Here is a 12,807-nt window from a genome sequence, read left to right on the forward strand (position 1 = left end):
TACGGGGCCGCGCGCCGGTACGGGCTACTCGACGAAGAGCCCGCGGGCGGCGGCCCGGGTGTCGAAGGCCTCCAGGCGGGCCTGGGCGTCGGGCAGGGCGTCGGCCATTGCCTCCAGCAGCACCCGGCCGAGCAGCATCGGCGCGCAGGCCGTGTCGAAGGCGAGTCCGGTGCCGACGGGCGCCGGGATCAGCAGGTCCGAGTGCCGGGCGACGGGCGCGAACGCCGAATCGGCGACGGTCACGACGGTCAGCCCGGCGGCCCGCGCGTGGTCCAGCGCCTCGACGACCTCACGCGGGTGGCGGGGCAGCGCGAAGCACAGCAGGGCCGTGGCCCCGGCCGTGGCGGCCGCGTCGATGCGGTCGGCGAGCATCGAACCGGCCTCGTCGAGGAGCCGCACGTCGGGGTGCACCTTGGCCGCGAAGTACGCGAAGCCGCGGGCCTGCGAGGACGCCGCCCGCAGCCCCAGCACCGGCAGCGGCGCCGACTCGGCGAGCAGCCGGCCGGCCTCCTCGACGGGCGCGGGGTCGGCCAGCATCTCGGCGAGCCGCGTCAGGTTCTCGATCTCGCCCCGGACGGCCTGCTGGTACTCGTTGTACGAGTCCTCCCGCGGCGCCGGCTCCTGCCCGGCGGCGGGCGCCACCTCGCGCAGGTGGCGGCGCAGGGCCGGGTAGCCGTCGAACCCGAGGGCCACCGCGAACCGGGTCACGGACGGCTGGCTCACCCCGGCCAGCTCGGCGAGTTCCACACTGGACAGGAACGGCACGTCGGCCGCCCCGCGCACCATGCAGTGGGCGATCCGCCGCTGGGTCGGCGTCAGCCGGTGCCCCTCGAACAGCTTCTGCAGCCGTGCGGCCGGGCCGTCGCTCATCGCCGTCCCCTCCGTTCCGTCCCGTCACCGGTGAGATATTCAGTCACGGTGCACTCTGCATGTGGTTATGCAGCTCGGCAAGCCGCGCCCGCGATCCGGACCCTCCGATACGGGGGATAGCCCCAGTGCCGGAACGCGCTCCGGTTCCTACCGTGGGGGTATGACAGCCCATTCCCCCCAGGCCGAAGACCTGAAGAAGGAACTCGGCGCCACCCTCGACGCCCGGCGGGAGCTCGGGCCGGAGTACGAGGCGGCGCTCGTGGAATCGTTCGTGGAGAAGGTCGACACCCAGGTGCGACGCCGACTCGCGGAGGAACGCCTGAGCGCGGCCCGCGGCGGCTCCCCCGACCCGGCCGTGACGGCCGTCGGGAACTTCGGGGAACGCTTCGGCTTCGCCGTGATCACCCTCGTGCTGGCCATCCCCCTGTCGGCCATCGCCGCGACGCAGGCCCACCTGAGCGGGCTGCTCGTCGCCTGGGCGGGGATCCTCGGCGTGAACTTCATCCACGCGTCCAGGAAGGGCCTCGGGAGCCGCGGGAAGGGCCCCGCCGAGTGAGCGGCCCCGCCGGCTGACCGGCGGGCCGCCCCGACGGCTCCGGGCCGCACCGGCGATCCGGAGGGAAGCTTGCGCGGGAACCGCCGCACCCCCGGTTTCCCGGGGGGCGGGACGACGGCGGTCCCCGCGTGGGACACGGGCCGGGTCAGGGCCGTCCGCGTCCTTGGGCGTCCGCGCGGTCCGGGAGCCGCTCCGGAGGCGCGCCGACGCCGTTCTGGGTGCCGGTCGGGATTTCCGGTCACCCGGTCCTCCCTGCCGACGACCACCACTGTGCCGAACGCGTGTTAAGCCGGTGCTGCCGTGACGTGACGGGCCCGTACCGTTTGCACGACCGGCCGGAAACAGTACGGCGCCCGGCGCGAACGGCCCCGCCCCCGGCGCGGACCGAACGTCCCCCGGCCGAAAACGCTCCGGCCGGGGGACGCGGCGACTACTTGGCGCCCTTGGCCAGGAACGCGAGCAGGTCCTGGCGGCTGACGACGCCGGTGGGCTTGCCCTCGACCAGCACGATCGCCGCGTCGGCCTCGCCGAGCACCGCCATCAGCTCGGAGACGGGCTCGCCGGAGCCGACCTGCGGCAGCGGCGCGCTCATGTGCTTCTCCAGCGGGTCGCCGAGGGAGGCGCGCTGCGCGAAGAGCGCCGCGAGGAGCTCCTTCTCGACGACGGAGCCGATGACCTCGGCGGCCATCACGTCGGGGTGGCCGGCGCCCGGCTTGACGATCGGCATCTGGGAGACGCCGTACTCGCGCAGCACCTCGATGGCCTGGCCGACGGTCTCCTCGGGGTGCATGTGCACGAGGGAGGGGATACCGCCCTCCTTGTCCGCGAGGACGTCACCGATGCGCGCCGACGGGCCCGCTTCCTCCAGGAAGCCGTGCCCGGCCATCCACTCGTCGCTGAAGATCTTGCTGAGGTAGCCGCGGCCGCTGTCGGGCAGCAGGACCACGACGACGTCGTCGGGGCCGAGGCCCTCGGCGGCGCGCAGCGCGGCGACCACGGCCATGCCGCAGGAGCCGCCGACGAGGAGGCCCTCCTCCTTGGCGAGGCGGCGGGTCATCTGGAAGGAGTCCTTGTCGGACACCGCGATGATCTCGTCCGTCACGTTGGGGTCGTAGGCGGTGGGCCAGAAGTCCTCGCCGACGCCCTCGACGAGGTACGGACGGCCGCTGCCGCCGGAGTAGACCGAACCCTCGGGGTCGGCGCCGATGACCTTGACCTTGCCGCCGGACACCTCCTTGAGGTAGTTGCCGGTGCCGGAGATGGTGCCGCCGGTGCCGACGCCCGTGACGAAGTGGGTGATCTTCCCGTCCGTCTGCTCCCACAGCTCGGGACCGGTGGTCTCGTAGTGCGAACGGGGGTTGTTCGGGTTGCTGTACTGGTCGGGCTTCCAGGCGCCGGGCTCGCGCGCGAGGCGGTCGGACACGTTGTAGTACGAGTCCGGGTGCTCGGGGTCGACGGCGGTCGGGCAGACCACGACCTCGGCGCCGTACGCGCGCATTACGTTGATCTTGTCCGTGGACACCTTGTCAGGGCAGACGAAGATGCACTTGTAGCCCTTCTGCTGGGCCACGATGGCGAGTCCTACACCGGTGTTGCCGCTGGTGGGCTCCACGATGGTGCCACCGGGCTTGAGGGCACCGCTCTGCTCGGCGGCCTCGATCATCCGGACGGCGATCCGGTCCTTCACGGACCCGCCCGGGTTGAAGTACTCGACCTTCGCAAGGACGGTGGCCTGCAGGCCTTCGGTCACACGGTTGAGCTTCACCAGCGGGGTGTTGCCGACGAGGCTGATCATCGAGTCGTGGAATTGCACCATGTTCTCCAAGGAGGGGACTCCACGGGTTCTCCGGGAGGTCCGGCCAGACTATGCGGAAAGGGATTGGCCGACCCGCACTACGGGGCAGGTAGGTCATCGGGACCAGAGCGCGGATCGAGGTGGCTTGAAGGGTGTCCAGGGCGAGGACGGCCCGCCGGATCGCGGCGGGAGCGGCGTACGGCGGCGGCGGGCTGGGGCTCGTCGGGGTCGCCGCGGTGGGTCTGGTGCTGGCCGAGGTCCAGTTCGCGAAACGAACCGTGGGCACGGGCCTGCCGGACCCGCCGCGGGCCGACGGCCTGTACGGGAGCGAGTTCGGCGGCCCCGAGCTGAGCCCGGGGCCCCTGCGCCTCGGCATGCTGGGCGACTCCACGGCGGCCGGGCTCGGGGTGCGCCGGGCCCGCCAGACACCGGGCGCGCTGCTGGCGTCGGGGCTGGCCGCGGTGGCCGAACGGCCGGTGGAGCTGCGCAACGTCGCGCTGTCCGGGGCCATGTCCGACGACCTCGACCGTCAGGTGGGGCTCCTCCTCGACGGGGACGCGCCACCGCCGGACGTGTGCGTGATCATGATCGGCGCGAACGACGTGACGCGGCGGATGCCGCCGACCCAGTCCGTCCGGCTGCTGACCTCGGCGGTCCGGCGGCTACGGCTGGCCGGGGCCGAGGTCGTCGTGGGCACCTGCCCGGACCTGGGCACCATCGAGCCGGTCTACCAGCCGCTGCGCTGGATGGCCCGACGGGTCTCGCGGCAGCTGGCGGCGGCCCAGACGATCGGCGTGCTGGCCCTGGGGGCCCGCACCATCTCGATGGGCGACCTGCTGGGACCCGAGTTCGCGGCGAACCCCCGGGAGATGTTCGGCCCCGACTCCTACCACCCGTCGGCGGAGGGGTACGCGACGGCCGCCATGGCCATGCTGCCCACGATGTGCGCGGCGCTGGGCCTGTGGCCGGAGTCCGACCGGCTGGACGTCTCGCGGGACGAGGACATGCTGCCCGTCGCCAAGGCGGCGTCCGCGGCGGCGGGGGAGGCCGGCACCGAGGTCACGGGCGCGCGGGGCCCGTGGGCCCTGCTCAAGCACCGGCGCCGGCGGCGGGTCGCGGGCGAGGAACTCGCCCCGACACCGGCCGACGCACCCACGACTCCCGCGGCCCCGGTCCCGGAGTCCCGGTAGTCCGGACGGGCTTCGCGGCCGCGACGCCCCGCGGAGCGACCCGCATCACACGCCGAGGCCCGTGACCTCGACCGTACGGGGCGGTAACTTCGCATGCGGTCCCGCAACGACGCACCCCTTGGAGTCCCGATGCCCGAAGCCGTCATCGTTTCCACCGCCCGTTCCCCCATCGGGCGCGCCGGCAAGGGGTCGCTCAAGGACGTCCGCCCGGACGACCTGACCGCGCAGATCATCCAGGCCGCGCTCGCCAAGGTCCCCGGGCTGGACCCGCGCGAGATCGACGACCTGATGCTGGGCTGCGGCCTCCCGGGCGGCGAGCAGGGCCACAACCTTGGCCGCATCGTGGCCGTGCAGATGGGCATGGACCACCTGCCGGGCCTCACCGTCACCCGCTACTGCTCCTCGTCCCTGCAGACCTCCCGGATGGCCCTGCACGCGATCAAGGCGGGCGAGGGCGACGTCTTCATCTCCGCGGGCGTCGAGACCGTCTCCCGGTTCGCGAACGGCTCCTCGGACGGCATGCCGGGCACCCACAACCCGTTCTTCGCCGACGCGGAGGCCCGTACGGCCGAGGTCGCGCAGAGCACGGGCGCCTCCTGGCAGGACCCGCGCGAGGGCGGCCTGGTGCCGGACGCGTACATCTCGATGGGCCAGACCGCCGAGAACCTGGCCCGCCTGAAGGGCGTGACCCGTCAGGACATGGACGAGTTCGGCGTCCGCTCCCAGAACCTGGCCGAGGAAGCCATCAAGAACGGCTTCTGGGCCCGCGAGATCACCCCGGTCACCACGCCCGACGGCACGGTCGTCTCCCTGGACGACGGCCCGCGCGCCGGCGTCACCCTGGAGGGCGTGCAGGGCCTGAAGCCGGTCTTCCGCCCCGACGGCCGGATCACCGCGGCCAACTGTTGCCCGCTGAACGACGGCGCCGCCGCGCTGGTCATCATGAGCGACACGAAGGCCCGGGACCTGGGTCTGACCCCGCTGGCCCGGATCGTCTCCACCGGCGTCACCGGCCTCTCCCCCGAGATCATGGGCCTGGGCCCGGTCGAGGCGTCCAAGCAGGCCCTGAAGCGGGCCGGCCTGACCGTCGACGACATCGACCTGTTCGAGATCAACGAGGCCTTCGCGGCCCAGGTCATCCCGTCCTACCGGGACCTGGGGATCCCGCTGGACAAGCTGAACGTCAACGGCGGGGCCATCGCCGTCGGTCACCCGTTCGGGATGACCGGCGCGCGCATCACCGGAACCCTGATCAACAGCCTCCAGTTCCACGACAAGCAGTTCGGCCTGGAGACGATGTGCGTGGGCGGCGGCCAGGGCATGGCCATGGTCATCGAGCGGCTGAGCTGAGCCACAGCGGAGGGTGGGGGCCGCCCCGAGGAACGAGGGACGGCACCCGCCCGCAGCGACGGCGAAGCGGAACGCGACCGAAGAAACGAGCGGCTGAGCCGAGCCACAGCGGAGGGTAGGGGTTTCGTCACGATTGGTCGCCCGCTGGTGGCGATCAAGGCGGAACCCCTGATGCCGCAAGGGATACTCCAGATGAGTGCGCTCTACTGACGCCGGATCTAACCCCGTCGCGGCCGACCTGTGACCGAATCTCCCCCAGGATGTGACCTTTGTCCTGGGGGATCGGTATTTGCCCAGCTCAGGCACCCTCCCCCCGGTGCCCCGAGGACGAAAGACCTGTCCAATTCATGACGTAATGCACTGCACGCCATTCCCAGCAGAGGACAAGCTGATGTAGGAAGTCGGGGGATCGAATCAATCGGGAGTTAGTCAGTGAGCGCCATGTCTCTTGCCCTGCTGCTGACCACGGCCGCTGCCACGGCCGTGGGCGCTGCTGCGCTGCACGCCGTACACGGGCTGCGCAAGCAGGTCACCGCCCTGCGCGGTGAGCTGGCCCTGCCGGCCCGTCCGCGCACCGCAGCCGTCCCGCACGCCCGCAGCGCCGTGGAGTCCCCCGCCGCCGAGATACGAGCCGCCGTGGCCGAGGCCCTCGCCGAGGAGCGCGAGCGCGAGCTGGCCGAGGCGCGGGCCTTCTGGGCCGCGCAGGAGGCCCGTGACGCCGCCGACGCGCCCTCGCTGCTCGGCGGTCTGCCCGGGCTCGGCGAGGACAGCCCCGTCTTCCTGCCCCGGCAGGCGGACCTGGTCGGGCTGGAGCCGGTGCTCGGCGAGGAATTCGCCGACGAGTACCCGGAGGATTCGGCCGAACTGGCCGCCGCCCGCCGGCGCCACCCCTCTCACCCCGACTTCGTACCGGTCCAGTCGCACCACGGCGCGGACCACGAGCGCACGGTGAGCCGCCTGGAGGAGCTCGCGGAGGCCCGTACGGCCCTCGCGGACGTCCGGCCCGGCCCGCTGGGCACCCTGGACGTTTACGTCTTCACGGACGGCACCACGCTCTGCATGACCCCGGGGCACCGGGAGACGGCCGAGCGCCTCTCCGAGGCCCTGCGGGCGGGCACCGCTCCGGTCCTGCTGGGCGGCTCCGGCATCTCCGGCGCGTACGCGCTGACCTTCTCCTGCGGTGACTCCGAGGACCCGGACAGCAACGTCTACATCCTGGCGGACCGCGTCATCGCATCGCTCTGACTTCCGCCAGCCCCACCAGCGCCACGGCCTCGTCCAGCAGTACGGACGGGGCCGTTCCGGTGTCCGGGCAGGTGCGCAGGGCCTCCGCGAGGTCCAGGCCGGTCACCGACAGCTGGTCCCCCACGACGAAGATCCCCGCGTCCGGCACCTCGCGTTCGGGCGCCGGAGCCGCCCCCCGCGGGGCCTGCCGGTCGGGCTCCTCCAGCCGCTGTGCCCGTACGGCCAGCTCGCGGGCCAGGGCCAGCGCCTCGGCCGCCGCGCCGCGCTGGAGACGGCTCTGCGGCGCCGCCCTCAGGCGGTCGGCGAATCGTTCCACGGCCACGGTCAGGGGTGAGGTATCGAGCACCCGGCCGACCTTACGCGCCGCTGCGGCGCCATTGCCAACGGGCGAACTCTCCGGCACGGTGGCGTGAAGAGAACAGCACGGCAACACCTCCGGAGGCGCCCATGTCCGTAGAGTTCTCCGAGCAGACCCACCGCAACATGATCGACAGAATCCCGCAGAGCACCGGTCGTGAGATCTCCGACTGGCTGCGTGCCGTCGACGAGGGCCCGTCCCTCCTCCGGTTCGAGGAGAAGGTCAGCTGGCTGCGCGGCGCGCACGAACTGTCGCACGGCCAGGCCAAGGCGATCATCCACGAGCACGACCTGCGCAGAGCCGCCCGCCGGTTCGGCTGAGGCCGCCGTCACGGCCTCCCGTCCCCCCGAAGCCCGATCCCCGACTCCCCGTCCGTCCTGAAGCGCGGGAAGGCCCCGCGAGCGGTGTGCTCGCGGGGCCTTCGCGGTACTGGGGTGCCGGGGTGCCGTGAGGCGTTCCGGCTAGTCGTTGCCCGAGAGGATCTGGAAGATGCGGAGCATCTCGATGTAGATCCACACGAGGGTGGTGGTGAGCCCGAAGGCGGCCAGCCAGGCCTCCTCGCGCGGGGCGCCGTAGGCGACGCCGTCCTCGACCTGCTTGAAGTCGAGGGCGAGGAAGCAGGCACCGAGGATGATGCCGATGACGCCGAACAGGATGCCCAGGGGACCGCTGCGCAGGCCCAGGCCGTCACCGCCCACGATGAGCGTGACGAGCAGGTTGGTCAGCATCAGCAGCATGAAGCCCACGGCCGCGGCCATCACGAAGCCGGTGAACCGGCGGGTGACGCGGATCCAGCGCATCTTGTAGGCGAAGAGCACGCCCGCGAAGACGCACATCGTGCCCATGACGGCCTGGATGACCACACCGGCACCGAAGTACGTGCTGGTGGCCGAGCTGATGACTCCGAGGAAGACGCCCTCGAAGGCGGCGTACGCCAGGATGAGACCCGGCGAGGCCTTGGCCTTGAACGACTGGATCATCGCGAAGACGAACGCCACGAGCATCGCGCCGATGGCGATGCCGTACGACACGTTCAGGTTGGCGGCGTCGACCGGGAGGAAGATCCAGGCCATCGCCGCCGTGACCACCAGGGTGCCGAGCGTCATGGCCGTACGGCTCACGACGTCGTCGATGGTCATCGCGTTGCTGTTGACCGGCGCCGCCGGCATCCCCGTGGTGGGGTCGGTGGCGTAGGGGTTCGTCGCGTACGGGTTGGTCGCGGTCCCGGCCTGCGCGTGCTGCGCCTCGAAGCCCGCGTAGCCGCCGTTGTCGCGGCTGAACCCCCGTCGCGAGAAGACCGGGTTACTGCTCCTCATCTCACTCCTCCATGGCCACCGTGCGCAGCCTTGTCTTCAAGAGTAATGCGCTCGCAAAAAAAGCACCCTACCGCTGGAGGAGGATCTTAGGAGAAGGCGCGGTCGGGCGCAGAGGATAAGCGGAACGGCTGCTTGAGTGCCCGGAGCCGGACTTGAACCGGCACGGCCCGAGGGCCAGCGAGGTTTAAGCTCGCCGTGTCTGCATTCCACCATCCGGGCAAGGCGCCGCGGGCCCCCGTTAAAAGCCTTGAACGCTGACGCGAGCCTATCCGGAACACCCTCCGCCCCAGACGGCCGTCTATCCGATGTTGTCTGATTTTATTGGTGATTGAGGGAGCGTCAGGGCTGATAAGTCACGGTCGGCACCGTTCCGGGGGACGCCCTTCGTCCGGGTGGGATTGACGTGATTTCGCCGCCTCCCGCCACCCCTTCCGCCACCCCGGGCCGCCCCCGGCCGGCCTGGGTGACATGCGCACACCCAGGACGGGGTGTCATACCAAAGGAGGAGTCCGACCGACGCCCGGTCAGACTCCAGTGGGCCTGCGAACGGGCACCTCGGCTGATCCGGAACCCGGGTGGTCGCCGTGAGGATGGAACCGTCCCGCCGTTCCGCAGTCCGCCCGACAGGAGTCACCCCTTGACCGCCATGAACTACGCCCCGCACACCCTCCGGGCCGCGGCCGCCCGTGCGACGCAGTTGTCCAAGGTGTACGGCCAGGGCGAGACCCGGGTGGTCGCCCTGAACAACGTCTCCGTCGAGTTCGCGCGGGGCGAGTTCACCGCGATCATGGGCCCCTCCGGCTCGGGCAAGTCCACGCTGATGCACTGCGTCGCCGGACTGGACACCTTCTCCTCCGGCTCGGTCCGCATCGGCGACACCGAGCTCGGCTCCCTCAAGGACAAGCAGCTGACCCAGCTGCGCCGGGACAAGATCGGCTTCATCTTCCAGGCGTTCAACCTGCTGCCGACCCTGACGGCCCTGGAGAACATCACGCTGCCCATGGACATCGCGGGCCGCAAGCCCGACAAGCAGTGGCTGGACACCGTGATCGCCATGGTCGGCCTCTCCGAGCGGCTCTCCCACCGGCCGACCCAGCTCTCCGGCGGCCAGCAGCAGCGCGTGGCCGTGGCCCGTGCCCTGGCCTCCCGTCCCGAGATCATCTTCGGTGACGAGCCGACCGGAAACCTCGACTCCCGCTCCGGCGCCGAGGTCCTCGGCTTCCTGCGGAACTCGGTGCGCGAGCTCGGGCAGACCGTCGTCATGGTCACCCACGACCCGGTCGCCGCCTCCTACGCCGACCGCGTCATATTCCTCGCCGACGGCGAGATCGTCGACGAGATGCCGCACCCCAGCGCCGACGGCGTGCTCGACCGGATGAAGGCCTTCGACGCCAAGGGCCGCACCAGCTGAACCCGGGGGCGCCCCGCGAAGCCCGCGCGCCCCGCGAAGCCCGCACGGCCCGGGCCCCCGCAGCCCACGAAGACCTCCTCCAGACTTCCAGCCCACCAGGACTGATATCCCCATGTTCCGTACCGCCCTGCGCAACGTCCTCGCGCACAAGGCCAGGCTGTTGATGACGGTGCTCGCCGTCACCCTCGGCGTCGCCTTCGTCTCCGGCACCCTCATCTTCACCGACACGCTCAGCAAGGCCCTGTCGGGCCAGTCGGCCAAGAGCTACGACGGCGTCGCCGTCTCCGTCACCTCGTACGGCCAGGGCCGCAACGAGGAGGGCCAGAAGGAGGGCGACCCGGGCATCAGCCGGGAGACCCTCGACAAGGTCAAGGCCGTCAAGGGCGTCGACTCCGTCTCCGGCCGCGTGTCCGGCTTCGCCGGCGTCGGCGACGAGGACGGCAAGCTGATCGGTTCGGGCTGGGCCAACAAGGGCTCCAACTACGCCCCCGTCAAGGACGGCAAGGACCCCCGCTACACCTTCACCGGCGGCACCGGCCCCACCAAGGACGACCAGATCGCCCTCGACAAGGAGACCGCCGCCAAGGGCAGGTACGAGGTCGGCGACAAGGTCCGCGTCGCCACCAACGGCCCGGTCCGGGAGTTCGCCCTCACCGGCGTCTTCACCACCGAGGACGGCGCCGTGAACGCGGGCGGCAGCCTGGTGCTCTTCGACACCAAGGTCGCCCAGGAGCTCTACCTCCAGCCCGACTTCTACGACGAGCTCTCCATCGCCGCCAAGGCCGGCACCTCCGCCGACCGACTGCTGGCCGACGTCAAGCCCCTCCTCGCCAAGAACGCCAAGGCGCAGACCGGCGTCGCGCTCGCCGCCGAGGAGGCCGAGAACATCAAGAAGCAGATGAGCGGCATGAGCACCATGCTGCTCGCCTTCGCCGGCATCTCCCTCTTCGTCGGCGTCTTCCTCATCTACAACACCTTCACCATGCTGGTCACCCAGCGCACCAAGGAACTGGCCCTGCTGCGCGCCGTCGGCGCCAACCGCGGCCAGGTGATGCGCTCGGTGCTCGCCGAGGCCCTGGTCGTCGGCGCCCTCTCGGCCGCCATCGGCCTGGTCAGCGGCATCGGCCTGGCGGCCGGCATGCGGTCCCTGATGGACTCGATCGGCGCCAAGATCCCGGGCGGCGAGCTCGTGATCGCACCCGGCACCATCGTCGCCGCGCTGGTCATCGGCATCGTGGTCACCGTCGTCGCCGCCCTGCTGCCCGCCTGGCGCACCGGCCGGATCGCCCCCGTCGCCGCCATGGGCAGCGCCCACCTGCCGGCGAGCGCCAAGTCGCTGGTGCTGCGCAACGTGCTCGGCTGCGTCATCAGCGCCCTCGGCATCGGCGTCGTGTTCCTCGGCGTCTCCATGAAGAGCGACGGCCGCATGATCATCGGCGGCGGCGCGTTCTTCATGCTCCTCGGCATGATCGTGCTGCTGCCGCTGCTCTCCAAGCCGGTCATCGCCTCCGTCCGCCCCGCGCTGCAGAAGGTGTTCGGCGTCCCCGGCAAGCTGGCCGCGCAGAACGCGGTGCGCAACCCGCGCCGCACCGCCGTCACCGCCGCCTCGCTGGCCATCGGGCTGACCCTCGTCACCACCATGTCGGTGCTCGGCGTCACCATGGGCAAGGCCGTGGACCGGATGAGCACGGACAAGCTGAAGGCCGACTACAAGGTCACCATGTCCGGCGGCATCGGCAGCCTGGACAGGACCGTGGCCGACACGCTGGCCGGGACCCCCGGTGTCGAGGCCGTCTCCGCGCAGGCCGAGGGCTTCTTCAAGGTCGGCGAGTCCTTCCGGTCGGCCTCGGGCGTCAACCCGGCCACCATCGGCCGGCTGCTGAACATCGAGGTCACCAGCGGTTCGCTGGACAGCCTCGTCAAGGGTGAGGTCGCGGTCGCCGAGAGCACCGCGAAGGAGCAGAAGCTGACGGCCGGCTCCACCCTGGACGTCAAGTTCGATGACGGCCGGAAGGGCACGCTGAAGGTCGGCGCGGTCTACAAGGACCTTGAGGGCCTGCTGTCCCCGTACGTCCTCGACAACAAGATCCTGGCCCAGCACAGCGAGGACCAGTACATCCGCGAGGTGTACGTCAACACCACCGGCGGCGAGACCAAGGCGAACCACCAGGCCGTCGTCGACGCCCTCGGCAAGAACCCGGCGATGAGCGTCGCCACCCAGCAGGACATGCGCAACGAGATGGGCGGCATGGTCAACACCGCGCTGAACATCATGTACGGCCTGCTCGGCATGGCGCTGATCATCTCGGTGCTGGGCGTGGTCAACACCCTGGCGATGTCCGTCTTCGAGCGGACGCAGGAGATCGGCATGCTGCGGGCGATCGGCCTCGACCGGAGCCGGGTCAAGAACATGATCCGCCTGGAGGCCGTGGTGATCTCCCTCTTCGGCGCGGTCCTCGGCGTGGCCATCGGTGTCTTCCTCGCCTGGGCCGTGGGCACCACGCTCACCAAGTCGGTACCGAACTACGAGCTGGTCATGCCCTACGACCGGATCGGCATCTTCCTCCTGCTGGCCGCGGTGGTCGGCGTCCTCGCCGCCATGTGGCCGGCCCGCAGCGCCGCCCGGCTGAACATGCTGACCGCCATCAAAACGGAGTAGCCGCCGGCCGGCGGTACCAGGGACACGGAAGGGCCCCGGGGCGTTCGCCACGGGGCA

11 protein-coding genes and 1 tRNA gene are annotated in these 12,807 nt (G+C 71.1%); 7 read left to right on the forward strand and 5 right to left on the reverse strand.

Features of this window, described 5'->3' with window-relative positions; all coding sequences use genetic code 11:
• Nucleotides 1-24: 24 nt before the first annotated feature.
• Entirely contained in the window at nt 25-870 is an 846-nt protein-coding gene (locus NOD94_RS15185; RefSeq protein ID WP_281206438.1) for a MurR/RpiR family transcriptional regulator, read from the reverse strand.
• Between the two features lie 160 nt (nt 871-1,030).
• On the opposite strand from NOD94_RS15185, the gene NOD94_RS15190 reads away from it, so the two are divergent.
• Entirely contained in the window at nt 1,031-1,426 is a 396-nt protein-coding gene (locus tag NOD94_RS15190) for a hypothetical protein (RefSeq protein ID WP_281206439.1), read from the forward strand.
• 430 nt (nt 1,427-1,856) lie between these two features.
• Here the strand turns inward: NOD94_RS15190 and NOD94_RS15195 are convergent, their stop codons facing one another.
• Nucleotides 1,857-3,239 carry a cystathionine beta-synthase gene (locus tag NOD94_RS15195; RefSeq protein WP_281206454.1) on the reverse strand — a complete coding sequence of 461 codons (1,383 nt, stop codon included), beginning with the start codon at nt 3,237-3,239 and terminating at the stop codon, nt 1,857-1,859.
• Nucleotides 3,240-3,373: 134 nt separating this feature from the next.
• Between NOD94_RS15195 and NOD94_RS15200 the strand changes: the two genes are divergently transcribed.
• From NOD94_RS15200 to NOD94_RS15210, 3 genes are all read left to right on the forward strand, one after another.
• Nucleotides 3,374-4,411, forward strand: coding sequence for an SGNH/GDSL hydrolase family protein (locus NOD94_RS15200; protein WP_281206440.1), 1,038 nt, complete (start codon nt 3,374-3,376; stop codon nt 4,409-4,411).
• A gap of 129 nt (nt 4,412-4,540) precedes the next feature.
• The gene (locus NOD94_RS15205) at nt 4,541-5,761 is read left to right on the forward strand and encodes an acetyl-CoA C-acetyltransferase (RefSeq protein ID WP_281206441.1); all 1,221 of its coding nucleotides are present in this window, start codon (nt 4,541-4,543) and stop codon (nt 5,759-5,761) included.
• Between the two features lie 441 nt (nt 5,762-6,202).
• Entirely contained in the window at nt 6,203-7,006 is an 804-nt protein-coding gene (locus tag NOD94_RS15210; protein WP_281206455.1) for a hypothetical protein, read from the forward strand.
• Here the strand turns inward: NOD94_RS15210 and NOD94_RS15215 are convergent.
• A complete protein-coding gene (locus NOD94_RS15215; protein WP_281206442.1) occupies nt 6,990-7,352 on the reverse strand; it encodes a hypothetical protein in 363 nt (120 codons plus the stop codon). The two genes, NOD94_RS15210 and NOD94_RS15215, sit on opposite strands and share 17 nt — an antisense overlap.
• A gap of 101 nt (nt 7,353-7,453) precedes the next feature.
• Between NOD94_RS15215 and NOD94_RS15220 the strand changes: the two genes are divergently transcribed.
• Nucleotides 7,454-7,684 (forward strand): DUF4287 domain-containing protein, encoded by a 231-nt coding sequence (locus NOD94_RS15220; RefSeq protein WP_281206443.1) that lies wholly within the window; start codon nt 7,454-7,456, stop codon nt 7,682-7,684.
• 141 nt (nt 7,685-7,825) lie between these two features.
• Here the strand turns inward: NOD94_RS15220 and NOD94_RS15225 are convergent, their stop codons facing one another.
• Together NOD94_RS15225 and NOD94_RS15230 are read right to left on the reverse strand one after the other, a co-directional pair.
• The gene (locus NOD94_RS15225) at nt 7,826-8,680 is read right to left on the reverse strand and encodes a Bax inhibitor-1/YccA family protein (RefSeq protein WP_281206444.1); all 855 of its coding nucleotides are present in this window, start codon (nt 8,678-8,680) and stop codon (nt 7,826-7,828) included.
• 137 nt (nt 8,681-8,817) lie between these two features.
• Nucleotides 8,818-8,899, reverse strand: a tRNA-Leu gene (locus NOD94_RS15230).
• A 427-nt stretch (nt 8,900-9,326) separates the two neighbouring features.
• Here NOD94_RS15230 and NOD94_RS15235 point away from each other — a divergent pair.
• The gene (locus NOD94_RS15235) at nt 9,327-10,091 is read left to right on the forward strand and encodes an ABC transporter ATP-binding protein (RefSeq protein WP_281206456.1); all 765 of its coding nucleotides are present in this window, start codon (nt 9,327-9,329) and stop codon (nt 10,089-10,091) included.
• 112 nt (nt 10,092-10,203) lie between these two features.
• A complete protein-coding gene (locus NOD94_RS15240; RefSeq protein ID WP_281206445.1) occupies nt 10,204-12,750 on the forward strand; it encodes an ABC transporter permease in 2,547 nt (848 codons plus the stop codon).
• Nucleotides 12,751-12,807 lie beyond the last annotated feature (57 nt).

The organism is Streptomyces sp. Isolate_45 (assembly GCF_024721315.2).
GTDB lineage: Bacteria > Actinomycetota > Actinomycetes > Streptomycetales > Streptomycetaceae > Streptomyces.